We start from the raw sequence: 24,617 nt of genomic DNA, 5'->3' as shown, positions 1-24,617 counted from the left end.
ATCTTCAGCATCGCATCACCCGGTGAACCTGCCCCCCGCGCGCGCCGGCTCGCGAGCGAGCCGGCCGCTCCATCGCGCCGCGCCCCTCGTCGCGGCCGTCTCCCTGGCCCTCCTGGCGCTCCTCGCGCCGCGTCCCGCCCGGGCGACCGGCGACCCGGACCTCGCCTTCTGGACCTTCGAGACCGATCACTTCCGCGTGCACCACCCGCAGGGCCTCGCGCCCATCGCGGCGCGCGTCGCCTCGCTCGCCGAGGCGATCTACGGGCGCGTCGAGCACTCGCTCGGCTACGCCCCGTCGGAGCGCACCGAGATCGTGATCACCGACGACTCCGAGATCGCGAACGGGTCCGCCAGCACGCTCCCCTACAACGCGATGCGCCTGCTCGTCTCGGCGCCCGAGGACACGTCGACGCTCGGCGACTACGACGACTGGTACCTCGACCTCGTCACGCACGAGTTCACGCACATCGCGCACATCGACAACACCTCCGGGATCCCCGCGCTCCTGAACGCGATCGTGGGCAAGTCGTTCGCGCCGAACCAGGTGCAGCCGCGGTGGATCATCGAGGGGCTCGCCGTCGTGAGCGAGAGCCGCCACTCGAGCGGGGGCCGCATGCGCTCGAGCATGTTCGACATGTACCTGCGCGCCGACGTCCTCGAGGACAACATCGCCGGGCTCGATCAGATCTCCAGCGTCCCGTTCCGCTGGCCGAACGGCAACCTCTGGTACCTCTACGGATCGCGGTTCCTCGGCTGGATCCTCGACGTCTACGGCCCCGACACCCTGCGCGCCGTCTCCGCGGACTACGGCGCGTCGCTCGTCCCCTGGGGGATCAACCGCGCCATCCGCCGCGCGACCGGCAAGACGTACGTCGCGCTGTACGAGGGCTGGAAGGACCACATCCGCCGGCTCTACGCCGAGCAGATCGCGGCCGTCGAGGCGCGCGGGCTCCGCGAGGGCGCGCGGCTCACCCACCACGGCCGCACCGTCCTCTACCCGCGGTTCGTCCCGCCCGCCGCGCGCGGGGCCGCGCGCGGCGGCGACGAGATCGTCTACTTCCGCGACGACGGCCACGACCGCCGCGGCATCTACCGCCTCTCGCTCGCCGCGCCCGCGCCCGGCCGCGAGCGTGAGGAAGAGCTGGTCGCGCGGACCAGCTCGGCCTCGAGGCCGGCGTTCACGCCGGCCGGCGATCTGGTCTTCACGGCGCTCATGCCGTGGCGCAACGAGTACTACCGCGACGACCTCGTCTTCCTGCCGCGCGGCGAGGCGGCGCCGGACGGCGACGAGCCCGCGCGGCGCCGGATGACGCGCGGCCTCAGGGCCTCGGCGCCGGACGTGAGCCCGACCGGCGACCACATCGCCTTCTCGCTCAACAGCAAGGGGACCCGCTACCTCGAGATCGCGCGGCTCTCCCCGGGCGGCGCCCTCTCCGACCAGCGCGATCTCGTGCCGAGCGCCCGCTTCGAGCAGGCGTACTCCCCGTCGTTCTCTCCCGACGGCAAGCTCCTCGCGTACAGCGCCTGGACCGCCGGCGGCTACCGCGACATCCGCGTGGTCGACGTCGCGACCGGCAGCTTCCGCCAGATCACCCGCGACCGGGCCCTCGACACCAACCCGGTCTGGTCGCCCGACGGCGGCACCCTCTACTTCTGCTCCGATCGCACCGGCATCTCCAACGTCTACGCCCACGACCTCGCGGCGGGCACGCTCCAGCAGGTCACGAACGTGAAACTCGGGGCCTTCCACCCGGCGATCAGCCCCGATGGGAAGACTCTGATTTATGTCGGATACACCTCGCTAGGCCACGACCTCTTCGTCATGCCGCTCGATCGCGCGCGCTTCCTTCCGGCGCCGCCGCCCCCGAGCGACCGCCCCGATCCCGCGGCCGCGGCCCCGCCGGCGCGCATGCAGCGCTACCCCTACAACCCGCTTCCCACGCTCGCGCCGCGCGCGCTCACGCTCGACTACGCCCCTGGGACCTACGGATCGAACGCGCTGACCGTGTCCGTGAGCGGCGCCGACATCGTCGGCCGCCACGCGGTTTACGGGGTGATAACGGTGCAGCCCGACGCGCCGGCGCCGGACATCCTCTTCGGGTACAACTACGGCCGCCTGCCGATCGATCTCGGCCTCCGCGCGTACCACGCGATCGCGCCGCGCCGGGGCTATCGCATCGGCGGCCGCGACGTCCCCTACGACGAGCGCACCCTCGGGATCGTCTCCGGGATCTCGTACCCGATCCGCGGCGAGTTCGCGCGGCACACCCTGAGCGCGTCGTTCAGCGCCATCGCCTTCAAAGGGAAGCTCCCCATCGGCGCCGGCCTCGATCCGTACGCGCCCCGGACCGTCCTCCCGCCGCAGGGCACGCTGAACGTCGCGCACATCGGCTACGCGTTCTCGAACGCCGAGGGCTCGGCCGACGCGGCCGGCGCGGCGCGCGGGATCTCGGTGAGCGCCGGCCTCGATTACGCCGGCCGGGAGACGGGCAGCAGCTACTCGACTTATGCGTTCTCCTCGGGCCTCACCGCGTACGCCGCGATGCCCTGGTCGGGCCACCACACGCTCGCGTACCGCGTCGCCGGGGCGGTCTCCGGCGGCCGTTACCCGCGGGGCGCCAGCTACGCGGTCGGCGGGTACGATCTCGAGAGCCTCACGCTCGCCGATACCCTGCTCACGGGCGTCACCAACAGCTCGTTCACGCTCCGCGGCTACGCGCCGGGGGTCGTCGCCGGCCGCTCCTATTTCACGCAGACATTCGAGTACCGCGTGCCGATCGCGCAGCCCGATCGCGGCCTCTCGACGCTGCCGATCTACCTGCGCCGCGTCGACGCGAGCGTCTTCCTCGACCACGGCGGCGCATTCAACCGCTTCGATACGGACGACGTCGCGCTCTTCAAGAACGGCAGCCTGCTCTACTCGCCCCAGCTGCACACGTCGATCGGCGGCGAGCTGTGGCTGAGCCTGAACCTCGGCTACGTCCTCTCGTCGCAGCTGCGCTTCGGGTATGCCTACGGCCTGAGCCCGCTGGCGCTCCCCGGCGGCCAACTCTACTTCGTCGCGACGAACTCGTTTTGACCGCGCTCTCCTGCCGGAAATTTTGCCCTCGCGCGGCGCATCGTCGAGGGTGCTCGGCCATGCGCCGCGCCCTCCTCGCCCCGTGCCTCCTCGCCCTCGCCGGCTGCGGCCTCGCGCCGAGCAACTCCCAGCGCCTCACGGAGGCGGCGCTCGAAATGAACACGGCGGCGCGGTTCGGCCGCATGGATGTCGCGATGGAGCGCGTCGGCTCGGGCGCGCGCCAGGATTTCATGCGCCGCCACCAGGGCTGGGGCACGCGCCTCCGCGTCGTCGATGTGGAGTTCGGCGGCTTCGAGATGCTGAAGCGCGACGAGGCCGACGTCTATCTGGACGTCCTCTGGTTGCGGCAGGACGAGGCCACGGTGCGCGCCACCAGGATCGCCCAGCGATGGCGCGACGAACGTGGCCACTGGCAGCTCGTCGGCGAGGAGCGGCGCGACGGCGACACGGGGTTGCTCGGCGAGCCTCCGCCCGACGCGGAAAAGTCCGCAGGAGAGGCGGCGAGCGCGGGCGACGGCGTCCGGCAGCCCGGCCTGGGCTTCCAGACGCGCGTTATCCGGGATGAATGAACGCGGCCAGAGGCGGCCGCGCGCAGCGCGCGTGATGCGTGTGGGGGGCCGCGCCGCGGCGCAGGTGCGCTCAGGGCGCGGCGCACGACCGGACGAGCCGCGGCGAGCGCCGGGCCGGTGAGGGCGGGGGCCGCGCCATCGCGGCGACCCCCGAGCCGGCCGGTGGGCCGGCCGCGACCCCGGTCAAGCAGCCGGCGCGGCGCTCGCCGGCGCGGCGCTCTTGGGCGCCCGCGGCTTCTTCGTCTTGCCGGCGACCTCCGGCGTGGCCTTCGCCGCCTTGTTGCGCTTCGCGCGCTCCTTCTTGGCAGCCTGCGCCTTGCGGCGCCTCATCTTCATCGACTGGCGACGATCGCGCTTGCCCATGTGCTTCAATCTCCTCGAGGTCAGGGGCGCGGGCGCGGCATGATGAAGACCAGCTCGCCAGGCGAGCCCCATCCTGCACCGGTGGATGGCCTACCGCGGGGCCCCTCAAAGGGAGGCGCAATGTGCCCAAGAGCGGGGGGAAGCGCAAGGGCCAATGCGCTGGGAAGCGCAGTTCTCGCCCTAGACGTGTGCGCAGTATCCGGTTGTTCCGGTTGTATCGATGAGCTCAGCCGCCGACGGCGCCGTCCAGCGCGACCTCCCGGCCGCGCACCTCCAGCCGGTACCGCGAGTTGACGGTCTCGATGTAGAAGATCTCGCGCCCAGCGAGACGCAACACGCGCTTGACCGGCGTCGTCACGTATTCATGCATTCCGTCGGAAAACTCGATGACGATGACCGAGCCTTTCCGTGGTGCACGGACGAGCCGGCCAACGACTGCGCGCGATCCCCGGCCGAGCTTGCGGAGCACAACCTGCACAGCAGAGATGCTAGCACGCAGAACTCGGCCGAGCACAAGCTGCACAAGCAGGGCCTCGAGCAACTAGGTCCCACCCCGGCCCAGGGTGTCCGGCTGCCTCGGAGCGGTCCAGACCTCCGGCGCCGCGGACGGCCGCAGCCAGCGCGGCGCTTGCTCCAGGGCGGAAAAGTTCTGTAAATACGTTGTTTCAGCAGTGCGTCCTTCGCCCTACAATGCAAGTCCATCGACCCGGTGCGTCGTCAGCGCTGGAGCGCCGGGCGGCCCGGAGCGCCGGACGGCCGGAGCCATGGGCGGGCGCGCTCAGCGGGTGGGCGAGCGTCGCCCCCCTCCTCGCGGTCGGGTCGACCCTCCGCCCTGCCCCTGCCGGCGAGTGCGATCCGGCGCGGCGGCGCTTCGTGACGTGCAGCGCGCGCGTGTCGTGCGCCTCGCCCGGCGTCAGCGGCGCTTGGCCGTCGCGCCGCTCCGGTCGTTGGGATCGGTCACGCCGGGCGCGCCCTGGTCGGCGAAATAGGTGCGGAGCATGTCGCACGCGACGTTGGTCGCCTTCACCCGCCACTTCGCGCCGTTGGCGACCATCACCGAGATCGCGACCTCCGGCTTCCGGCTCGGGGCGAAGCCGACGAACCAGGTGTAGAACGGCCCCTCGGGCGTCGGCTTCGTGAGCGTCCCCGTCTTGCCGGCGACGCGGATATCCGGGAGGTAGGAGCGGCCGTTGCGATCGTGGAACGAGCGGTAGCTCGTGCCGTTATCCACCGTCGCCTCCATCATCGAGGTCACCGCGCTGGCCGTGCTCTCATCCATCACGCGCTTCAGCACCTGCCGCTCCGTCGCCCCCGTGTAGATCTCTCCGAGCTCGTCCTTCACGCTCGAGACGACGTGGAGCCGGATCATCTCGCCGCCGTTGGCGATCGTGGTCGCCAGGTTCGCCCCCTGGAACGGCGACAGCGTCGTATTCCAGAAGCCCGCCGCGGTGCGCGCGAAGCCGAGATCGTCCTCGGGCAGCGAGATCGTGCTCGGCGCGACCTTCACGTCGAACGGCGTGTCCTGCCCCCAGCCGAGCTTCGCGGCCACGGCGCCGAGCTTCTCGTGATCGAGGTTCTTTGCGGCGAGCCGCGCGAACACGGTGTTGATGCTCCGGCCCATCGCCTGCGCGAGCGTGGCGCAGTACTTGTCGCGCCGCTTGTTGTCGACCATATCGGCCGGCCGGATCGAGTGCTCGCCGCCCGAGTAGCACTGCTTGGTGTTCGGGCTCAGGCCGGCCTCGACCAGGGCGGTCCCGGTCACGACCTTGAAGATGCTCGCCGACGGCGCGGTGGCCTCGGCGGCGACGTCGTGCAGCGCGCCCTCGTTCACGTAGCTCGCCCAGACCAGCACCTTGCCGGTGCGGATGTCGGTCATTACGACCGCGCCCTCCGGGACCTGGCCTGCCCGGAGATACCCGAGCGCCGCGCGCTGGTACTTCGGGTTGACGGTCAGCTCCGCGATCCGGTCGCCGTGCGCCGGCGCGGTCGGCGGCTCCCGGCGGTCGTCGATGCGCGTGAGGTCGAGGTCCGTGAGCGGCGGCGGCGTCACGGTCCGCGTGATCGTCGGCCCGCCGGCGGTCGTCTTCTTGGCGAGCAGCCCCCCGAGCTGGACGTCGTGCTCGCGCAGCATGGGGAGGGTCACGGCCACGAGCCCCACGGCTGCACCGACGGCGATCCACTGACGCATGTCGCGCATGGCCCGACGGGTACCCCGCCGCGGCGTCCTGGGCCAAAATTGAGGCGCGCCTGGCTCGCTCCCCGCGGGCCGCGGCGCGGCGCGCCCACCGGGAGCAACGCAGGCGTTCGGTTCGTTGGAGGGCAAACGATCGTGAGGCGCGGCCGGGTCGCCGGCCGGGACGACGAGGGACGCGCGCCGGGGACGCGCGCGGCGAGCGCCGGAGCTAGAAGGCCACGTGGAGCCGGGCGCCGAGCTCGTGGAGCGAGTGCGCCTCGGCCCTCTGCACGGTGTTGCCCGGCACGCGGAGGATGTTCTCGTTGGAGCCGCTGCCCGGCGTCACGTAGGCGTTGTAATTCACGCCGAGCCGGACGTTTCTCGTGTGCCAGTAGTTGGCGGCGAGGCCGATCTGCAGAGCGTCGATGTCGGTGCCCGGCCCGGTGTCGGCGCCCGGCGTCTTCTCGTCGTACGCGCCCTCGCGGGACGCGCCGTCGTACGTCGCGTTGATCCCCGAGAGCAGCGCCGCCACCTCGAGCCCCGACTTCGGCTTGTCGACCGGCTTCGACAGATCGATCTTCGTGGGGCGCGGGGTGAACCCGGGGTCGCCGTTGACGTAGGCGTCACCCAGCGGCCACGCCGAGAGCTGCACGTACCAGCCGAGACCCTTCACCTGACCGAGCCGCTCGGTGTTGGTGAGCTGATACCCCTCGACGGCCTCGCGGGTGTTGTTCGCGACGTAGTACGCCTCGGCCCGCAGCTCGACGATGCTGATGGGCAGCCGGAGCTCGCCGCCGATCGCGTTCTGCGCGCCCGACGGGATGACGTGGATCGGCCGACCCTGCGAGTCCGTATAGCTGGCGCCCCAGAGCGTGTAGCCCTGCCCCGTCCTGATGGGCGTGTAGTCGTAGCCCACGAACTCCTGGTCGCGCTCCCCGTGGCGCGCGCTGAGGCCGATGTGCGCCTTCGCGAGCAGCGCCTTCTTGTCGCCGCCGAAGGCGAAGGGACGGGCGGCCACGCGGGCGACGAAGTCCGGCGGGGCGTCGACGCCCGGCCGATTCTGCCCGTCGCCGGTGAGCACGCCGACGCCGTAGACGAGCGCCCTGTCGGCGACGTCGCCCCAGATCGCCAGGCCGATGTCCTTGCCCTCCGGGAACGCGAAGCTCCGGACGCCGATGCTGCGCTCCATGAACGTCGCGCTGGTGTCGCTCGTCTGGTTCTCCAGCGAGAAGAACGGCGAGTGCTGACCGAACAGGAAGTTCAGCGCCGGCAGCACCGAGTAGTTGATCCAGACGTCCACAAGCACGGCGTTCGCGGTCGTGGCCTCGACCGGGGCGAAGCGCGCGCTCCCGGCCGTCGGCGCCTGGCCCACCGCCCCGGCGGAGTTCTGCGTCCTGCCGTTCGTGTTCGCGAGCCCCTGGCCGCCGAACTCGACGTCGAGGTCGAACGACCACTTCTTCAGGAACTCGCCGGCGAGCTCCAGCCGCGCGCGGCGGACGAAGAAGCGCGGCTGGAGCGCGCTCCCGCCGTTCACCGCCGTCACGTCCGATACCCCGGCGCCGAAGCTGCTGTAGAAGTCGAGGTTCATCCTCCCCTTCGGGTAGAGCCGGAAGTAGTCGTTGGCGTCCCGGAGGAAGAACCCGCCGTGCCAGCCGGCGAGGGGCAGCTGCTCGGTCACCGCGGCGGCCTCGCCCGTCGGCGCGAAGACCTGCTCCGGCGGCGGCGGCGCTGCCGTGGTCGCGGCCGCTCCGGCGGGAGGCGGCGCGGGCACCTGCTCCGCAGGCGGCAGCAGCGGGTCAGCGGGCGCAGGCGCCGGGGCGGCGGGCGGAGTCGCGGCCGCACCCGCGGGCGCCGGGGCGGCGGGCGGCGTCGCGCCCGCGGGCGCCGGGGCGGCAGCCGGGGGCTGCGCCGGAGGCGGCTGCGCCGGGCCTTGCGGCGCTGGCTGTGCTAGCGCCGACAGGCTCGACAGCGTAACAGTCATGCCCACCAGCGCCGATGTAGCTATCCTCATGCATCTCTCCCTTGCGCGGCACGCCCGCGTGGTTCATTCCGCCACGCATTCCATCGCAGAATTATGACCAAGACGTTACGGACCCGTGTAGGTCACAGGACGAGCGGGCGGGACAGTCGCATGCGACGTGAGCGGCACCAAGGTCCTTCTTGCAGGCGGCCGGCTAGTGTTGCCGGAGCAGCAGGGGGACGAGACCTCGGAAGGGCGGCTGGATGACGAGCAGCGTGCGGATCTCGGCGGACGTCGAGGTGCTTGACAGCGGCACCTTGGTGGCTCTCGCCGGGCCAGGGAACGAGAACCTCAAGCTGATTGCGCGTACGCTTGGCATCGAGTCGGGCGTCCGGGGCAACACCATCCGGCTCGCCGGGGACGCGGACAAGGTCGCGCTCGCCGAGCGCTGCCTCGCCGAGGCCGCGCAGATGTTGAGGAGCGGCGTGACCCTCGACCCGCAGGACTACGTGCGCGGGGTGCAGGCGCTGCGCGACGACCCGGCGATGACCCTGCGTGAGCTCTTCGAGGACGTCGTCCTCATCTCGGCGCGCCGCCGGCCGATCTCGGCGAAGGGGCTCGCGCAGAAGCGTTACATCCAGGCGATCCGATCCCACGACCTGACGTTCGGCATCGGCCCGGCGGGCACCGGCAAGACGTACCTCGCGATGGCGATGGCGGTCCACGCGCTGCTCGAGCGCCGCGTGAAGCGGATCATCCTGACGCGCCCGGCGGTCGAGGCCGGGGAGCGGCTCGGCTTCCTGCCCGGCGATCTCGCCGAGAAGGTGAACCCCTACCTGCGGCCGCTCTACGACGCGCTCCACGACATGATGGACGCCGACAAGGCGCAAGGCCTGGTGACGCGCGGTCAGATCGAGGTCGCGCCGCTCGCGTTCATGCGCGGCCGCACGCTCAACGATTGCTTCGTCATCCTCGACGAGGCGCAGAACGCGACGAGCGATCAGATGCGCATGTTCCTCACCCGCCTCGGGTACGCGTCCCGCGCCGTGGTGACGGGCGACGTCACGCAGGTCGATCTCCCGCACGGCGCGCGCAGCGGCCTCGCGGAGGCGCGCGAGCTGCTCGCCGGCATCGAGGGGATCGCGATCTGCTCGTTCACCGAGGTCGACGTCGTGCGCCACCCGCTCGTGCAGCGGATCATCGTCGCGTACGAGCGGCGGGACGCGGACGTGGCGCGCCAGCGCGAGGAGCGGCGCGGCGAGGCGGGGCGCGGCGCGCGCGGCGGCGCGGGCGTCGAGGCCGAGGCAGCTGCGCCGGCGCGCGCGGAGGCGGGCGAGCCGGGACAGACCGGCGGGGACCGCTGACGCGGCGGCGGCCCGTCGGGGCGCCGCCGCCTCGCCCGGCGCGCGGCGCCCTCTCAGCGCGCGGTCATTTCTTTCGCAGCGCCACGGGGGACTCGCGCACGAGCGTCGCGTCCGGCCCGGTCACCCGGATCTTCCCCTGGATCACGTTTTCCTTGAGCTCGCCGACCAGAATGCCGGTCATCGCGTTCGGCGCGCGTGGATCTTCCGGGAAGACGGAGGCGCGGACCATGCCGTCTTCGACCTTGCCGACGAGGGTCGCGTCGCCGAGCGCCCCCTTCGCGGTGCCCTTCAGCTCACCGCTCGGCGCGACCGTCAGCGTCACCGTCCCGGCGCCGGCGGCGAGCTTTCCGTCGTCCTTCGTGCGCACGGCGTCCTTGACCTTGGGCGGCAGCACGACGTTCCCTTTCTTGGCGTCGTAGCTCCCCTCCCATGTCCCCTGCCATGGCGCCGCCGCGTGCGGCTCTCCCGCGTCTGCGGGCGCGGCCGCGCTCGACGCGCCCGCGGCGGCCGAGCCTTCCGGGGGCGGCGCGGCCGCGGCGCTGGGCTGAGGCGGCGGGGGCTCGGGCCGCTCCGGCTCACTCGGGCGCGGCGGTCCCTCCTCGCACCCCGCGACGAGGGCGAAGGCGAAGGACAGGAGGAGCGCTCGGGCGCCGCCGCGCGCCCGGCGAGCTCGTGTTCTGGTGGGATTCACGCGAAGGCTTTTATTACGTGCCGGGCTCGTCGTCGCGTCGATTTGACGGGGCGGCGGCGTCGACGCCCGGCGGCCCCGGTCACGAGGGCTCGCGGAACGCGAGGGTCCAGTGCCGGTCGCTCGTCTTCTGCGCGCATTCGGGGGGAACTCCGAGCGAGCGCAGCATCTCCCGCAGCTCGTCCAGCGACAGCGCGGCCCGTAACGACGCATCGAAGAGGGATCGCTGGTACGCGGTGTCGCTCGCAGCATACGTGTGGACGAGGGCCGCGAGCGTCGCCTCGTCCTCTGGGCGAACCAGGTCGCGCACGAACAGGAGCCCGCCGGGCCGGAGGACGCGCACCATCTCGCGCAGCACCGCCGCGGGCTCCGGGATGTGGTGGACGACGCTGTTCGACACGACGGCGGAAAACGTCTTGTCAGGCACGGGCAGCGCCTTGGCGTCCTCGAGCGCGAGCTCGATGGCGCCCGCGAGGCCGGCCCGCTCGACGTGGCTGCGCCCGAGCTCGAGCATCGACGCCGAGAGGTCGATCGCCTTGATCCGCGCCGTGGACACGCGCATGCAAAGCGCGATGGGCAACAGGCACGTCCCTGAGCCGACGTCGAGGGCGTACGCGAGATCAGGGGCGTGGGAGAGCAGATCGTCACAGAACGCCGCGTTGACCGCGGCGTGATCCATGCTGTCGTAGGCGCGCGCGTCCTCTTCGGTATCCATGACCTCCGGCTCGAGCGCGCGCGCCAGCGACATGCGCGCATCCTTCGGCGCGCCCGAGGCGCGTGTCAACGGGGAGTCGATCTCAGGGCATTCCCGGCCGCCAGGCCGCTGTCCATGAGGTCGTCGCAGCCGAGGTCGTCGAGGCGCGCGGGTGAGCGCCGGCGCCGCGATTCCGAAGAGCTCGGCGGCCGCCGCGCCCGCCCGGGGAGCATCGGAGCAGACGCCCGCGCAATCCCGGGCAGAGCATCGGATGACATGCGGAGATCTCGACCGGCGGCGCGCAGCGGCGCGGCGGCCACCGCGCGCCGCCGCGCGCCTGCCGGCGCCGCCTCGGGCCACGGCCTGCCCCGAGACGCGGGAATAACGCCGGATGCATGCGTCGTGGCGGGCAGCCGCGCCGGACGCCCGCGGCCGCCCTGCCTTTGAGGTGCGCGACGCGTGAAGCGCTCTCGAGTCGCCGCCGCGCGCCGCCCGTCGGGCGCCGATATCTGCGATCCCCGGCTGTCTCCTCCTGCCAGGGGGCGTCCTATGACGCTCGTCGGCGGGCCTGTCGTGTGCCCAGGGCGTGCAATGTAGCCAGGGCCTGGCCGCCTGTGTGCGGTGGCCGGGCGCTCTCACCCCCTGGGCCGCGTGCATCAATGGTTTGGGCGGGCCCAGCGAGGGAGGGACGACGCTCCTCGCCGCTGTGCGCGCGCTCTCATTGCCGCCCGCGACGGGCGCTTATCCCGGGAGCGGGGCCGCTCGGTTCCATACAGCTCTTACCCGACCGGAGCAGCGAACACCCCAGACAACCATTGCCGCAGTGCAGCGTGAGCGGGAGCGGAGAGGGGGATTGACTCGGCTCGGGCCGTCCTGTGCGGGGGAGGGGTCTCGGCCATCAATCAACGATCGCCGGCGCGCCGGGCCTTTTCTCGGCGGCTCGACCCCTGTCGAGCAAAGCAGCCCAGCCGTTCGCGGCCGTCCAATGAGCTCTCCGATTGAGCCCGCCCGCAGCGCCTATTGAAAGAAAAGACGGTCCTCCGGCCTCAATTCGCTTGACCGGACAAGTGGCAACGGCATAGTCGTATCGAGCCGCCGAGCTGGATTCGGCGACCAGGGAGAGCACATGGCAACGGACGCCTTTTCACAGCAGATTGTAAACCTCGTGCGGAAGATGCCGGACGAGGCGATCCTCGCGCTCGTCAAGAATCAGCTGGGCGCCGTGACCGGGGAGACGCCGTTGGTTCCTCCTCCGGCGCCGCGCCGCAGCCGTTCGCGCGCCCGCGCTGGAGCGGTCCAGTCCAAGACGTCTTCCGTCGCGGCCAAGCGCGGCGCCGCGCCGAAGCGTCGGCCTGGTCGCCCGCGCAAGTCGCCCGCCGCGTCGGCGGAGCGGCAGGAGACGCTCGAGGCCGTCGAGCGCCTCGTCAAAGCGAGCTCTGGCATGAGCGCGAGCGAGGTGGCGAAGCAGGCGGGTATCCCGCAGACGCGCGCCGCCGCAGCGCTGAAGGAGCTCAAGCTGGAGAAGCGGATTTTTCAGGGGGGCGACCGTCGCTTTGCGCGTTATGCGGGCGACGCGAAGACCGCCGAGCAGGCGAGCGCGAACGCACGCAAGAACGCGGCGGGGCCCGCGCCCGTCAAGAAGCCGAGCGCCAAGGGGGGAAAGAAGCGCGCCGTTCAGGCTGCCGCGCCGGCGAAGTAGGTCTGGCAACCACTCTGCGCGCCAGGGTCACATGGACAGGCGATGTCGTGCGTTCCGTCCTACGTCGCTGTCCCGTTCAAGACGGAGATCACGGCGGGCTCCATGTGAGCCCGCTATCCTCCGAGACGGTCACATACCAGCCGCGACGCGATGTCCCGGTGACGTCTGCCTGGAGCAGCATCAAGAGCCGATTTCCAAAAGAGAGGAGTGCGCCCAGCTCGATCCGGCCGCGCTCGCTCTGACCTTCGCCGATGGTCCTCTGGAACTCGTACAGCTTGCCCCCGTCCGTCGAGTGCGTGAGATAGAGGCCCCACCGCGTTGCGGTGCGGGCGGTCATCACGGCCGCGACCCCCGTCCGTGTGGGGACCGAGGCGACCCACCGCTCGTGCGGCTCCAGCCAGGGGCGGAACGGCGCTTTCTCGGCGAGGATGCAAGCGCCATCGAGACCACACGTGGCGAGGGTGGTCTCTCCATTTGTGGGTGAGATGACTTCCACCGTGACTCGGTCGGCGCCACAGCCGATCGCCGCCCGCGGGGCGAGCTTCGCCGGGAGCTTGATCACGGTGGTCTGCTGCGCGGAGACGGCGACGAGGACGTTCCTGTCCGGCGGCTGAGGCACGAGCTGGATCGACCACTCGGCGACATCACACGCCGGTGTCGCGGAGAGCGCCGCCGTCACGGCCGGGCTCATCACGAGACCGGCGATGTTTCGAGGTGCCTCGAGCGGCTTGCCCGGCGCGGGTACGGGGCGCGCGAGGAGGTTGCGACCGCGCACGGAGAGCAGCGCCGGCGGGCGGCCATACGGTATGGGCAGCGCCTGCTCCTGCGGGGGGAGCGCGACGACCGGCGCCGGCGCGGCCCCGGGGGGGCCGGCGTAGACGAGGGCTGCTTGCCGGGGCTTCGGCTCGATGAGGAGCGCGGCGCTCTCGGCCGACAGCACCGCGGGCACGGCGTCCACCGGCGGCCGCGCGCCGCGGCTCTGCGCGGGCAGCGCGACCGGCGACGGCGCCAGGAGGTCGGCCGCCTCGACCGGCGCGAAGAGCAGGCTCGGCGGCTCGATCGCGGGCTGCGCTCCGGCGGCGCCGCGCGCCGCGGGGGCGGCGGGAGGGCGCGGTCCGACGGCGAGCACGGTGGTGCCGTCCTGTCCGACCGACCAGGTGGACCACCCTTCGCGCGGGCGCCGCAGCGCGCGCCAGGTCCTCCCCGCGTTCTCGGTCACGAGCGCGATCGCCTCGGTCTCGATCTCGCCCGCCACGACGGCGCGCTTCTCGTCGAGCACGAACACCCGGCGCCACCGGGTCGACGTCGGCGCGAGCGCCGAGTTCAGGCCGCGCGCCTGGCCGACGGCGGTGGTGAGCTCATCCGCGGACGCCGCCCCCTGGGGCGGCGGGACATGGATGGGCGCTTCTTTTTCCCTCTTCTTGCACCCGACCGACAGCAATGCGGCCAGTGCGATCGCGGTCGCGCTCACGCCGGCGCGGAGCATCGACGCCCCCTTGGCTCGTGCCACCCTGGACTCCTGCGCTGCGTTGTCGGGCTCCCCTGGACAGGCGCGCCCGTTACTCGATCGGCTCCGGATCCATGCAGCAACGGAAGCCCGTCGAGTAGTCGTGGTAGCCGAAGGAGTGCGCCGTCGTGGCATACTTGCAGCCCTCGCCGTTGCGCGTCGTGTCCATGAAGTAGCCGCCGCGGAACGTGCCGCTCGGGTCGTCGACCCACTCGTGGAGGTTGCCGACCATGTCGTACACGCCGTAGGCGTTGGTGCAGCGCTCCCGCTCGCCCGTCGGCAGCAGCGCGTGGGACAGCTGGTTGACGAGCGGGTTGTTCATGGCCGTCGTCCAGAGCGCCTCGGACTTCAAGTCGAGCAGCGCCGCGATCTCGGCGACGGGGTGCACGGGGCGCTCGTCGTCGTTGCACACGGCGCGCTCGCGGAGCGCGCCGTAGGGGAACGTCGTGTCCTCCGGCCCGCGGCAGGCGCTCACCCACTCGTCGGTGGAGCAGAGGCGCTTGCCCGACGCCGCGCACGCCATCTTGGCCTGTCGTCCGCTGATGTACCCCTGCGGGATCACGCCCGGCCAGGACACCGCGCGCACGCGGCGCTCCTGGCCGTCGATCGGCTCGAAGGGCGACCAGGGGCGCTCGCCGCCGGGGGTCCGCTCGACGAGGGAGCTCTCCCAGCGATCGACGCACACGCGATCTTCGACGAGGGCCATCTCGGCGGGGCACCGCGTGCTGCCGCCGGTCGAGGCGAACACCTGGCCCGCGTTGACGTCGCGGCGTACCGCGGGCTCGGGCGTGACGTCGTCCTTGATCGCGGCGAGCGCGCTCGCCTTGGCCTTCAGCGGCCGCTCCACGAGGGCGGCGACGTCCGCCTCGAGCGAGGCGCGCACCAGGAGCCGCGGCGTGACCTGCTCCGCCGTCGACGAGCCCGGCGCGCAGCCGGCCGACGCGACGAGCAGGCCAAGCAGGACGCCGCCCCGGCACGAAGGCGCCCCCGACGAACGGGGACGGGAGGTCGCCAGGGGCGGTCGGGAGAGGTCCTTGGCCACGGAGGAGCCGAGGATCCCTTTCTGCCATCTCAAATGCAACCGAATACCGCGCTCAGGGATCCCCCGAATGCGCGCCCAGGAGAGGGCGCGCACGCCCCGTGGCGCTGGAGGTGCGCGGCGGCTTCAGCGAAGCCCAGACTTCCTCTGGAGCGGGTCGGATGTCAGGGTAAAAGAACCGCGAGAGCAGAGAGGGCGCTGGCTGCGCCCATCATCCTGCCTCCGTGGGTGGGACCTGCTCAGAAGCTCATGACGGTCTGGTAGCACGCGCTGTAGGCCGCGCGGCAGGTGAGGTTGTTATCCGCCGCGAAGCCCTCGTTCATGCAGTCGGCGAGCTCGGTCACGCCGGCCTCGCTGAAGGGGTTCAGATCGACAGAGCACTGCCCGGGGTTGAACGACTCGTCCTCCTGCGCGATGCACTCCTCGGTGATCCCGTTGCAGAGGTCATTCGCCTGGTTGGGGCAGGCGTTCTCGTACATCTCGTTGAGGCACTCCTGGACGGGATCGATGTCGCACTCGTACTGCACGCCGATGCCGCTCAGGCAGGCCGCGAGATCCGCCGCGTGGCTCGGGGCGAACAGGGTGAACGCGCGCTTGCAGAGCCGGTAGCCGATGGGCTCCTCGTCGCGGTCTTCGCCGCACTGGCTGTGGGCGCCGCTCGCCGGCGCGACGGCGAGATCCTCGCACGCCCTCACGTCCACGTTGGTGCTGTCCCGCGCGTCGACACATGCCCCGCCGTCGCTGCCGCCGCCGCCGTCGCCGCCGTCGTCGCCGCCCCAGCCGCCGTTGCCATCGTCACCGCCGTCGCCGTCGCCGTCGTCGCCGCCGTCGCCGTCGTCGCCGCCGCTGGAGGTGGTGCTGCTGGTGGTGGGCCGGTCGATCGGGTCGTCGGGGCCGTCGGACGTGATGACGCAGCCGCCGTAGGCCGCCGCCGGGAAGATCAAGGTGAGCGCGAGAAGACGATGACGAGCAAGCATGGTGTCGTTACCTCCTACATGTCGGGGAGAGCTCCCCAGCTTGAACCGTTCGACTGAACCTGGGCCGCTCCTATTCCTGCCGCAATCCTGTTCTTTTCCACGGCGCGCCGGCGAGGGGCCCGTCCCGCCCCGTGCGGCGAGCGCGCCGCGTCGCCGCCGTGCTCGGAAGTGGCCGTTGCTAAAGGCTTTTCTGCGTGTCAAGCGAAATGTCGGGAACCCGCGCGGGTCTCGGGGCGCCTCGGGGCGAGAGACCAGCTCGCTCTGGGATCCCGACGCGCGTTCAGGACAATCTGAAAAGCTGCGCAGGGGAAGCGGGCTCAGGCGTAGAAACTGAAAGGTACCGGAAGGATCGCGCTTGCGTGCCGTGGCCCCCGCTGGTAAGCACCGCGCTCCGTTTTCCCGGGCGATCGGGTGTCCTCCCGGTCTCCCAGTAGAAGAGCCGTAACGGCGCTTCGATCTCAGCTCCGCTCCTTCGGCCGCCGTGGGAACCCCCCCGGTGACGCGGGGGAGGTTCTCGTCCCGTGGACGTCGGGCTGTGACCGGAAGCGTACGACGGTGCAACCGGTTCGCAGTGAACCGAAACCCGGTACGGAGAAACTCCGCCCGCCGGTGTCGCGAGGTGTCTCGAATGGTAAGCAAAGCCAGTGCGATGTTTTCGCGGATCGCCCCGCGGAAGGCACGCATGATCGCCGATCTCGTCCGGGGTCGCGACGCGGACGAGGCGATCCAGCTGCTCTCGTTCACGCAGAAGAGCGGCGCCCCCGTGCTGCGGAAGATCATCGAGAGCGCGGTCGCGAACGCCCAGCAGGCGGGCGCCGACATCGACGCGCTCTTCATCAGCAAGGCCACCGTCGACAAGGGGCCGAACAAGTTCAACCGCCGCTGGCGGCCGCGCGCGATGGGCCGTGCGACCCGGATCACCAAGGGCGTGTCGCACATCGTCATCGAAGTCGACGAGAGAAAGTAAGTAGAGGACCTGCCGCTATGGGACAAAAGACCCATCCGTATGGCTTCCGCGTCGGTGTCATCAAGACGTGGAGCAGCAAGTGGTACGAGGACGGCGCCGCGTATCAGAAGTGGCTCCACCAGGACATCCGCATCAAGCGGGCGATCAAGCAGTACCTCTACAACGCGAACATCGCCGGCGTGGAGATCGAGCGCGCGGCGAACCGCGCGAAGGTCATCGTCTTCACCGCTCGCCCGGGGATGGTGATCGGCAAGGGCGGCAAGGGGATCGAGACGCTGAAGAGCGGCAACATCGGCACCGCGTCGAAGGGCGAGACGCTCTTCCCCGGCGTGTCGTCGTTCACCGACAACGAGGTGTTCATCGACGTGCAGGAGGTCCGGAAGGCCGAGACCAACGCGCAGCTCGTCGCCGAGAACATCGCGACGCAGCTCGAGCGCCGGATCGCGTTCCGCCGGGCGATGAAGAAGGCGGTCGCCACCGCGATGAAGTTCGGCGCGAAGGGCATCCGCGTGCGCTGCGCCGGCAGGCTCGGCGGCAGCGAGATGAGCCGCGTCGAGACCTACCGCGAGGGCCGGGTGCCGCTGCACACGCTCCGCGCCGACATCGAGTTCGGCCTGGCCGAGGCGCGGACGAAGGTCGGCATCATCGGCGTGAAGGTCTGGATGTTCAAGGGCGAGGTCCTGCAGCGTAAGGCGCGCCGGATCCAGTAGAGGGATTGCAGAATGCTGTCTCCGAAGCGAACCAAGTTCCGCAAGATGCAGAAGGGGAACAACCGCGGCCTGGCCACGACGGGCAGCGACGTCTCCTTCGGCGACTTCGCGCTCCAGTGCGTCGAGCCTGCCCGCGTGACCGCCCGGCAGATCGAGGCGGCCCGTATGGCGATCCAGCGGCACGTGAAGCGCGCCGGCAAGCTCTGGATCCGCATCTTCCCGGATCGTCCGGTGACCAAGAAGCCGCTCGAGGTCCGCATGGGCGGGGGCAAGGGCGCGCCCGAGGAGTGGTGCGCGCTCGTGCTGCCCGGCCGCGTGATGTACGAGATCAGCGGCGTGAGCGAGGAGACCGCCAAGGAGGCCTTCCGGCTCGCGGCGCACAAGCTCCCGATGCAGTGCAAGTTCCTCGCCCGCGGGCTGACGTGAGGTAAGCGATGAAGGCGAAGGATTTGCGTGAACGCACCACCGAGCACCTGCGCGAGCTCGAGAAGTCGCTGGCGGCGGGCCTGTTCGAGGCGCGGTTCAAGAATTTCACGAATCGGCTGAACGACACGGCGACGATCCGCAAGGCGAAGCGGGATCTCGCGCGGGTGAAGACGATCCTCACGCAGCGCGCGCGTGCCGAGGAGAAGGCGTAGCCATGGCGAAGAAGAAGGCAGAACCCCAGCAGCCGGTCGCTGCGGCGCCCGAGCTGGCGGCCGCTGCGCCTGCTGCGGCCGAGACCGAGGCGAAGGCGCACGGCTTCCGGCGCAAGCTGGTCGGCAAGGTGACCAGCGACAAGATGAACAAGACGGTCACCGTCGAGGTCATCCGGAACGCGCTCGACCCTGTGTACAAGAAGTACGTCCGTCAGCGGGAGCGCTACAAGGCGCACGACGAGACGAACCAGTACAAGGTGGGCGACCGCGTCGAGATCACGGAGCATCGGCCGATCTCCCGCGACAAGCGGTGGCTCGTGACGAAGCTCGTTGCCCGGCCGGTGGAGGAGTAGCGCCATGATCCAGGTGTCGACGCATCTCGAGGTCGCGGACAACTCCGGCGCCCGCATCGTGAAGTGCATCAAGGTGCTCGGCGGCTCGCGCCGCAAGTACGCCGGCCTCGGCGACATCATCGTCGTGTCGATCAAGGAGGCGCTCCCGGGGACGAAGGTGAAGAAGGGCGAGACGGCGCGCGCCGTCGTCGTCCGCACCGCCCGCGAGTACCTCCGCTCGGACGGCAGCTACATCAAGTTCGACGGCAACAGCGCGGTCCTCATCAACAAGGAGAAGGAGCCGATCGGCACCCGCATCTTCGGGCCGGTCGCCCGTGAGCTCCGCGCCAAGAAGTTCATGAAGATCATCTCGCTCGCGCCGGAGGTCCTCTGATGAAGCGCCTCAAGGTCGGTGACCTCGTGCAGGTCATCAGCGGCAAGGAGCAGGGCAAGCAGGGCCGGATCACCAAGATCATCGCGGACGAGGACCGCGTGGTCGTGGAAGGCCTGAACCAGGTGACCCGCCACCAGCGGCCCACGCCGCGCAACCAGGAGGGTGGGAAGATCACCAAGGAGGCGCCGATCCACGCCTCGAAGGTCATGCCGGTCGATCCGGCGACGGGCAAGCCGACGCGCGTGAAGGTCCGCGTCGGTGAGGACGGCAAGAAGACGCGCGTCGGCAAGAGCGGCAGCGCGATCGGTGTGGGCTAGCCATGGCGGACAAGAAGGACAAGGACAAGGCGGCCAAGGACGGCAAGGGCAAGGAGAAGTCCGACAAGCCCAAGCCGCAGCAGGCCAAGCCGCAGGCGCCCGCCAAGAGCAAGGAAGCCCGGGGCGCCAAGAAGGGCGCCGAGGCCGAGGCTTCCGAGCCGACCGAGGCGCGCCCGCGCGACCCGAACTACACGCCGCGGCTCCGGACGCACTACCAGAAGTCCGTCACGGCCGCGCTGTCGAAGCGGTTCGGCTACAAGAACCCGATGATGGTGCCCCGCCTGCAGAAGGTGGTGATCAACATGGGGCTCGGCGCCGCGGTGCAGAACCCGAAGATCATCGACTCGGCGGTCGAGGACATGCGGGCGATCTCCGGCCAGAAGCCGGTGGTGACCCGGGCCCGGAAGTCGATCGCGACGTTCAAGCTGCGCGAGAACCTCCCCATCGGGGTGATGGTGACCCTGCGCGCCGAGCGGATGTGGGAGTTCGTGGATCGCCTGATCTCGTTCTCCCTGCCGCGCGTCCGCGACTTCAAGGGCGTCAGCCCGAAGGGCTTCGACGGCAAGGGCAACTTCACGATGGGCCTGCGCGAGCAGATCATCTTCCCCGAGATCGACTACGACAAGATCGACGTCGTGAAGGGGCTCAACATCTCGTTCGTGACCACCGCGAAGACGGACGAGGAAGGGCGCGCGCTCCTCACCGAGCTTGGCATCCCGTTCCGGCATTGAGGGATTTTCGATGGCCCGTGCAAAAGAGTTTGCGAAGCTGAACCGTCCGCCGAAGTTTTCCACGCGGCTCAAGAACCGTTGCAAGGTGTGCGGGCGCTCGCGCGCTTACTACCGCGACTTCGAGCTCTGCCGCGTCTGCCTTCGGTTGTTCGCGCTCCGTGGTGAGCTCCCTGGTGTGATCAAGGCCAGCTGGTGATTCTATGATGACCGATCCCATCGCCGACATGCTGACCCGCATTCGCAACGCGGCGCTCGCGCGGCACGACCGGACCGAGGTCCCCGCCAGCCGCATCAAGGCGGCCGTCGCGGAGATCCTCAAATCTGAGGGCTTCATCGCCGACGTGCGCGAGACCGAGGGCGAGGGTCCCAAGAAGCTCACCATCGTGCTCAAGTACGGGCGCGACCGGCAGAGCGCGATCGACGGCGTGCGCCGCGTCTCCCGCCCCGGGCGCCGCGTGTACGTGCGCCACGACAGGATCCCGCGCGTCTTCAGCGGGCTCGGGATCTCGATCCTGAGCACGTCCCGCGGGCTCATGAGCGACAGGGATGCGCGCCGTCTGAAGGTGGGCGGCGAGCTGCTCTGCGAGGTGTGGTGATGGAAGCTCAGGCGAACGCAGCGCAGACCGCGGGCGGCGACAGCCGGCTCGCGCCGAAGACGTCGCGCGTCGGCAAGCGGCCGATCGACCTCCCGAAGGGGGTCACCGCGACGATCAACGGGCGGAAGATCGACATCAAGGGCCCGAAGGGCCAGCTGTCCCGCGCGATCACCGACAAGGTGGAGCTCAAGCTCGACGCGGGGAAGCTCCACGTCAGCTCGGCCGCGCCCGGCCGCGACGGGTCGCGCCTCCAGGGGCTCACGCGGGCCCTGGTGGCCGCGATGGTGAAGGGCGTCGCCGAGGGCTACGAGCGGACGCTCGAGCTCAAGGGGACCGGCTATCGCGTCGAGCTCAAGGGGACGACGCTGAACTTCGCGCTCGGCTTCTCCCATCCGGTGACGTTCGCCGTGCCCACGGGCCTCACCGCGACGATCCCGGCGGACTCGAAGGGCACGGTCCTGATCCTGACCGGCGCCGACAAGGAGCTCATCGGGCAGACGGCCGCGACCATCCGCGGCTTCCGGCCGCCGGAGCCGTACGGCGGCAAGGGCGTCCGGTACCGCGGCGAGCGCGTGCGGGAGAAGGCTGGCAAGGCCGGCAAGGGCGGCAAGAAGTAAAGGCAGGCGGCGGCGGGTGCGCCGCTGCACTGAGGGACGAGACGGTCATGGGCATGAAAATCGTCGGTCGGGAGCGCCGGAAGCTCCGCATCCGCAAGAAGGTCTCGGGGACGCCGGAGCGCCCGCGCCTCAGCGTCTTCCGCAGCACGAAGCACATCTACGCGCAGGTCATCGACGACGTGAGCGGTCAGACGCTCGCCCACGCCTCGACGCTGTCGAAGGACCTCAAGGGCTCGCTCGACGAGGACAACAAGGTCGAAGCGGCGAAGAAGGTCGGGGTGCTCATCGCGAAGATCTGCAAGTCGAAGCAGATCGACAAGGTGGTCTTCGATCGCAACGGCTACCTGTATCACGGGCGCGTGAGCGCCCTGGCCCAGGCCGCGCGCGAGGCAGGTCTCGATTTCTGACTCCCACAGCCGCGGCCCTCGAGGGGAGGGCGGCGGGCGCGGTCAACTGCCGCGGCGGAGAACGTGATAGAGGACGGTTATGGCGTTCGATCATGTCGACGAAGAGAAGCTGAAAGAGCGAGTCATCCACATCAACCGCGTCGCCAAGGTCGTCAAGGGCGGCCGGCGTTTCAGCTTCTCGGCGCTGGTCGTGGTGGGCGACGAAGCCGGGCACGTGGGCGTGGGCCTGGGCAAGGCCAACGAGGTGCCGGAGGCGATCCGCAAGGGGAACGATCAGGCTCGCAAGAACCTGTTCCGCATCCCGCTCGACGGGGTGACCATCCCGCACGAGTCGTTCGGCCACGTCGGGGCGGGCAAGGTCCTGCTGAAGCCGGCCAGCCCCGGGACGGGCGTCATCGCCGGCGGCGCGGTGCGCGCCGTCGTCGAGTCGGCGGGGATCCACGACGTGCTGTCGAAGTCGCTCGGCACGAGCAACCCGCACAACGTCGTGCACGCGACCGTCGCGGCGCTCCGCGGCCTCAAGAGCCCGGAGAGCGTCGCGGGCAAGCGGTCGATGCAGCTCGACTCGCTCGACTACCAGCGCCGCGGCGGCACGATCACCGCGGGCCGCCGGCGCGCGAGCGTGGCTCCGCCGGCGCCCGGCGCCGCGCAGGGCGGCGGTGAAGGAGGCTCGCAGTGAAGCTCCGCGTTCGCCAGAAGGCCAGCACCATCGGCACGGTCGAGCACACGCGCAAGATCATCAAGGGGCTCGGCCTCCGCGGCCCGGGCTCCGAGGTGGTCGTCGCGAACACGCCCTCGTTCCGTGGCATGGTGAAGAAGGTCCTCCACCTCGTCGAGGTGGAGGAGGTCGCCGACGAGGCCGCCTCGGCCAAGTCCTGAGACGCAAGACTGTCATTCCAGCGGAGTTGCCGCGTACGGAAGTGTGAAACATGGACATCCTCTCTAAGCTTCAGGCCCCCGAAGGCGCCGTCACGAAGAGACTCCGCGTTGGCCGCGGCGTGGGGTCCGGCGTCGGCAAGACCGCTGGACGCGGACAAAAAGGGCAGAAGGCGCGGGCGGGCGGCAACATCAACAAGAAGCACTTCCAGGGTGGACAGACGCCGATCCAGCGGCGCCTCCCGAAGCGCGGCTTCCGCAACCCGCTCGCGGACGTTGTGGTCAACGTCAACGTCGGCGACCTCGAGGCGTTCGACGACGGCGCTCAGGTCGACGTGACCTCGCTCCGGGAGAGCCGCCTCGTGCAGGGGCGCTTCGACGTCCTGAAGGTCCTCGGCAGCGGCGAGCTCACGAAGAAGCTCACGGTGACCGCGCATCGCTTCTCCAAGGGAGCGATCGAGAAGATCGAGAAGGCGGGCGGCAAGGCGGTCGTGCTCACGGCGCCCGCTGCTCAGGACAGCTCGACCGGCTCCTCGTCGTCCTAGCCAGCGCGCAGGCGCACCCCCCCAAGCCAAAGTCCAGGATCGCTCATGGCCAGCCTCGCGGGAATCACCAACTTCCACAAGATCCCCGAGCTCCGGCGGCGCGTGATCTTCACGCTGGTGATGCTCGCCGTCTACCGGGTCGGAGTCTTCGTGACGACGCCCGGCGTCGACCGGAACGCGATGCGACAGTACGTCGCGAAGCAGTCGGGCGGGCTCCTGAGCTTCCTGAACATGTTCTCGGGCGGCGCGCTCGAGAACCTGTCGATCTTCGCGCTCGGGATCATGCCGTACATCTCGGCGTCGATCATCATGCAGCTGATGGGCATGGTCTATAAGCCCATCGACGAGCTGCGGAAGGAAGGCGAGCAGGGGCGCCGCCGGCTCGACCAGTACACGCGGTACGGGACGGTCGCGCTGTCCCTGTTCCAGGCCTTCTCGATCGCGAAGATGCTGGAAGGCCTGTCGAGCAGTGAGACGGGGGCCGGCATCGTGAACACGCCCGGCATCGGCTTCCAGCTGATGACGGTCATCACGCTGACGACCGGGACCGCGTTCCTGATGTGGGTCGGCGAGCAGATCACCGAGCGCGGCGTCTCGAACGGCGTCTCGCTCCTGATCTTCGCGAGCATCATCACGGGCATCCCGCAGCAGGTCGGGAACTACTTCTCGACGAACGCTGGCGATCTGCAGCCGCTCAACATGGCCGCGATCGCCGCGTTCATCGTGCTCATCATCGGGGTCATCGCGTTCTTCGAGAACGGCAGGCGTCAGATCCCGATCGTGTACTCTCGGCGTCAGGTCGGCCGCCGGGTCTACGGCGGCCAGACCGCGCACCTGCCGCTCAAGGTGAACACCGCCGGGACCATCCCGCCCATCTTCGCGTCGTCGCTCCTGATGTTCCCGGCGACGCTGGCGAACATGGAGGTGCCCGGCGCCGACAAGCTCCAGGCGATCATCAACCGCGGCGACTGGGTCTTCAACACCGGCTACGCGCTGCTCATCGTCTTCTTCTGCTTCTTCTACACGAACGTCACGTTCCAGCCGGTGGACGTCGCGGAGAACCTGAAGAAGCAGCAGGCAAACATCCCCGGGATTCGCCCAGGCAAGCAGACGGCGGACTACATCCACCGGGTGATCCAGCGGATCACGTTCGGCGGCGCGCTCTACGTCGCCGCGGTGTGTGTGGTCCCCTCGATCGTCGGCAACCTGCTGCGGGTTCCGTTCGGCTTCGGAGGGACGTCGCTCATGATCGTCGTCGGCGTCGCGCTCGACACCGTGAACCAGCTGGAGGCGCACCTGATCACGCGGAGCTACGAGGGGCTGACCGGCCCCGGCGCCAGCCGCATCCGGGGACGCCGGCTTCCGGAGGCGTGAG

29 protein-coding genes are annotated in these 24,617 nt (G+C 70.3%); 20 read left to right on the top strand and 9 right to left on the bottom strand.

Annotated elements, in window-relative coordinates:
• The first annotated feature begins 22 nt into the window (after positions 1–22).
• The gene (locus WMF43_RS44190; RefSeq protein WP_437674338.1) at positions 23–3,079 is read left to right on the top strand and encodes a BamA/TamA family outer membrane protein; all 3,057 of its coding nucleotides are present in this window, start codon (positions 23–25) and stop codon (positions 3,077–3,079) included.
• A gap of 155 nt (positions 3,080–3,234) precedes the next feature.
• Positions 3,235–3,648 (top strand): hypothetical protein, encoded by a 414-nt coding sequence (locus WMF43_RS44185; RefSeq protein ID WP_437674336.1) that lies wholly within the window; start codon positions 3,235–3,237, stop codon positions 3,646–3,648.
• A gap of 183 nt (positions 3,649–3,831) precedes the next feature.
• Here WMF43_RS44185 and WMF43_RS44180 read toward each other — a convergent pair whose 3' ends face one another.
• The 4 genes from WMF43_RS44180 to WMF43_RS44165 form a co-directional block, all read right to left on the bottom strand.
• Positions 3,832–4,011, bottom strand: coding sequence for a hypothetical protein (locus WMF43_RS44180; RefSeq protein WP_437674334.1), 180 nt, complete (start codon positions 4,009–4,011; stop codon positions 3,832–3,834).
• A gap of 226 nt (positions 4,012–4,237) precedes the next feature.
• Entirely contained in the window at positions 4,238–4,489 is a 252-nt protein-coding gene (locus WMF43_RS44175; RefSeq protein WP_159397938.1) for a hypothetical protein, read from the bottom strand.
• Positions 4,490–4,924: 435 nt separating this feature from the next.
• Positions 4,925–6,208: a penicillin-binding transpeptidase domain-containing protein gene (locus WMF43_RS44170; protein WP_437674332.1), complete on the bottom strand. Its 1,284-nt coding sequence runs from the start codon at positions 6,206–6,208 to the stop codon at positions 4,925–4,927.
• A gap of 205 nt (positions 6,209–6,413) precedes the next feature.
• Entirely contained in the window at positions 6,414–8,165 is a 1,752-nt protein-coding gene (locus tag WMF43_RS44165) for a porin (RefSeq protein ID WP_437674330.1), read from the bottom strand.
• Between the two features lie 242 nt (positions 8,166–8,407).
• Between WMF43_RS44165 and WMF43_RS44160 the strand changes: the two genes are divergently transcribed.
• Positions 8,408–9,508: a PhoH family protein gene (locus tag WMF43_RS44160; protein ID WP_437674328.1), complete on the top strand. Its 1,101-nt coding sequence runs from the start codon at positions 8,408–8,410 to the stop codon at positions 9,506–9,508.
• Between the two features lie 64 nt (positions 9,509–9,572).
• Here WMF43_RS44160 and WMF43_RS44155 read toward each other — a convergent pair whose 3' ends face one another.
• On the bottom strand, positions 9,573–10,199 hold the full coding sequence (locus tag WMF43_RS44155; protein ID WP_437674326.1) for a hypothetical protein: 627 nt from the start codon (positions 10,197–10,199) through the stop codon (positions 9,573–9,575).
• Positions 10,200–10,278: 79 nt separating this feature from the next.
• Positions 10,279–10,944 carry a class I SAM-dependent methyltransferase gene (locus WMF43_RS44150; protein WP_437674324.1) on the bottom strand — a complete coding sequence of 222 codons (666 nt, stop codon included), beginning with the start codon at positions 10,942–10,944 and terminating at the stop codon, positions 10,279–10,281.
• Between the two features lie 1,072 nt (positions 10,945–12,016).
• On the opposite strand from WMF43_RS44150, the gene WMF43_RS44145 reads away from it, so the two are divergent.
• Entirely contained in the window at positions 12,017–12,589 is a 573-nt protein-coding gene (locus tag WMF43_RS44145; protein ID WP_437674323.1) for a hypothetical protein, read from the top strand.
• Positions 12,590–12,677: 88 nt separating this feature from the next.
• Here WMF43_RS44145 and WMF43_RS44140 read toward each other — a convergent pair whose 3' ends face one another.
• The 3 genes from WMF43_RS44140 to WMF43_RS44130 all read right to left on the bottom strand — a co-directional run bounded on the left by WMF43_RS44140 (position 12,678) and on the right by WMF43_RS44130 (position 16,112).
• A complete protein-coding gene (locus WMF43_RS44140) occupies positions 12,678–14,099 on the bottom strand; it encodes a hypothetical protein (RefSeq protein ID WP_437674321.1) in 1,422 nt (473 codons plus the stop codon).
• 49 nt (positions 14,100–14,148) lie between these two features.
• Complete coding sequence (locus WMF43_RS44135; RefSeq protein WP_437674319.1) at positions 14,149–15,171, bottom strand: SUMF1/EgtB/PvdO family nonheme iron enzyme; 1,023 nt, start codon at positions 15,169–15,171, stop codon at positions 14,149–14,151.
• A 203-nt stretch (positions 15,172–15,374) separates the two neighbouring features.
• Positions 15,375–16,112: a hypothetical protein gene (locus WMF43_RS44130; RefSeq protein ID WP_437674317.1), complete on the bottom strand. Its 738-nt coding sequence runs from the start codon at positions 16,110–16,112 to the stop codon at positions 15,375–15,377.
• 628 nt (positions 16,113–16,740) lie between these two features.
• On the opposite strand from WMF43_RS44130, the gene rplV reads away from it, so the two are divergent.
• The 16 genes from rplV to secY all read left to right on the top strand — a co-directional run bounded on the left by rplV (position 16,741) and on the right by secY (position 24,616).
• Positions 16,741–17,079, top strand: coding sequence for a 50S ribosomal protein L22 (gene rplV, locus WMF43_RS44125; protein ID WP_012240567.1), 339 nt, complete (start codon positions 16,741–16,743; stop codon positions 17,077–17,079).
• A gap of 17 nt (positions 17,080–17,096) precedes the next feature.
• Entirely contained in the window at positions 17,097–17,789 is a 693-nt protein-coding gene (gene rpsC / locus WMF43_RS44120; RefSeq protein ID WP_104985824.1) for a 30S ribosomal protein S3, read from the top strand.
• 12 nt (positions 17,790–17,801) lie between these two features.
• Positions 17,802–18,215 (top strand): 50S ribosomal protein L16, encoded by a 414-nt coding sequence (gene rplP, locus WMF43_RS44115; RefSeq protein WP_104985823.1) that lies wholly within the window; start codon positions 17,802–17,804, stop codon positions 18,213–18,215.
• An 8-nt stretch (positions 18,216–18,223) separates the two neighbouring features.
• Positions 18,224–18,427, top strand: coding sequence for a 50S ribosomal protein L29 (gene rpmC / locus WMF43_RS44110; RefSeq protein WP_012240564.1), 204 nt, complete (start codon positions 18,224–18,226; stop codon positions 18,425–18,427).
• A 53-nt stretch (positions 18,428–18,480) separates the two neighbouring features.
• Positions 18,481–18,780: a 30S ribosomal protein S17 gene (gene rpsQ / locus WMF43_RS44105; protein ID WP_104987841.1), complete on the top strand. Its 300-nt coding sequence runs from the start codon at positions 18,481–18,483 to the stop codon at positions 18,778–18,780.
• 4 nt (positions 18,781–18,784) lie between these two features.
• A complete protein-coding gene (gene rplN, locus WMF43_RS44100; RefSeq protein ID WP_104985822.1) occupies positions 18,785–19,153 on the top strand; it encodes a 50S ribosomal protein L14 in 369 nt (122 codons plus the stop codon).
• Positions 19,153–19,470: a 50S ribosomal protein L24 gene (gene rplX, locus WMF43_RS44095; RefSeq protein WP_437674314.1), complete on the top strand. Its 318-nt coding sequence runs from the start codon at positions 19,153–19,155 to the stop codon at positions 19,468–19,470. Before rplN ends, rplX begins: the two co-directional genes overlap by 1 nt.
• A gap of 2 nt (positions 19,471–19,472) precedes the next feature.
• A complete protein-coding gene (gene rplE / locus WMF43_RS44090; RefSeq protein ID WP_437674312.1) occupies positions 19,473–20,201 on the top strand; it encodes a 50S ribosomal protein L5 in 729 nt (242 codons plus the stop codon).
• 10 nt (positions 20,202–20,211) lie between these two features.
• On the top strand, positions 20,212–20,397 hold the full coding sequence (locus WMF43_RS44085; protein ID WP_104985820.1) for a type Z 30S ribosomal protein S14: 186 nt from the start codon (positions 20,212–20,214) through the stop codon (positions 20,395–20,397).
• Between the two features lie 4 nt (positions 20,398–20,401).
• On the top strand, positions 20,402–20,797 hold the full coding sequence (rpsH, locus tag WMF43_RS44080) for a 30S ribosomal protein S8 (RefSeq protein ID WP_061609602.1): 396 nt from the start codon (positions 20,402–20,404) through the stop codon (positions 20,795–20,797).
• Positions 20,797–21,414: a 50S ribosomal protein L6 gene (gene rplF, locus WMF43_RS44075; RefSeq protein WP_437674310.1), complete on the top strand. Its 618-nt coding sequence runs from the start codon at positions 20,797–20,799 to the stop codon at positions 21,412–21,414. The genes rpsH and rplF overlap by 1 nt, the downstream gene beginning before the upstream one ends.
• A 47-nt stretch (positions 21,415–21,461) precedes the next feature.
• The gene (gene rplR / locus WMF43_RS44070; protein WP_104985818.1) at positions 21,462–21,821 is read left to right on the top strand and encodes a 50S ribosomal protein L18; all 360 of its coding nucleotides are present in this window, start codon (positions 21,462–21,464) and stop codon (positions 21,819–21,821) included.
• 79 nt (positions 21,822–21,900) lie between these two features.
• Positions 21,901–22,500, top strand: coding sequence for a 30S ribosomal protein S5 (rpsE, locus tag WMF43_RS44065; protein WP_437674308.1), 600 nt, complete (start codon positions 21,901–21,903; stop codon positions 22,498–22,500).
• Positions 22,497–22,700: a 50S ribosomal protein L30 gene (gene rpmD, locus WMF43_RS44060; protein ID WP_437674306.1), complete on the top strand. Its 204-nt coding sequence runs from the start codon at positions 22,497–22,499 to the stop codon at positions 22,698–22,700. Before rpsE ends, rpmD begins: the two co-directional genes overlap by 4 nt.
• Before the next feature lie 50 nt (positions 22,701–22,750).
• Entirely contained in the window at positions 22,751–23,242 is a 492-nt protein-coding gene (gene rplO / locus WMF43_RS44055; protein ID WP_437674304.1) for a 50S ribosomal protein L15, read from the top strand.
• A gap of 45 nt (positions 23,243–23,287) precedes the next feature.
• Positions 23,288–24,616, top strand: a complete 1,329-nt coding sequence (gene secY / locus WMF43_RS44050) for a preprotein translocase subunit SecY (RefSeq protein WP_437674303.1) — start codon at positions 23,288–23,290, stop codon at positions 24,614–24,616.
• Position 24,617: the final 1 nt, after the last annotated feature.

The sequence above is a fragment of the Sorangium sp. So ce131 genome (assembly GCF_051519095.1).
Taxonomy (GTDB): domain Bacteria; phylum Myxococcota_A; class Polyangia; order Polyangiales; family Polyangiaceae; genus Sorangium.
The sequence above is the reverse complement of the archived record's forward strand: the minus strand, read 5'-3'. Positions and strand labels throughout refer to the sequence as shown.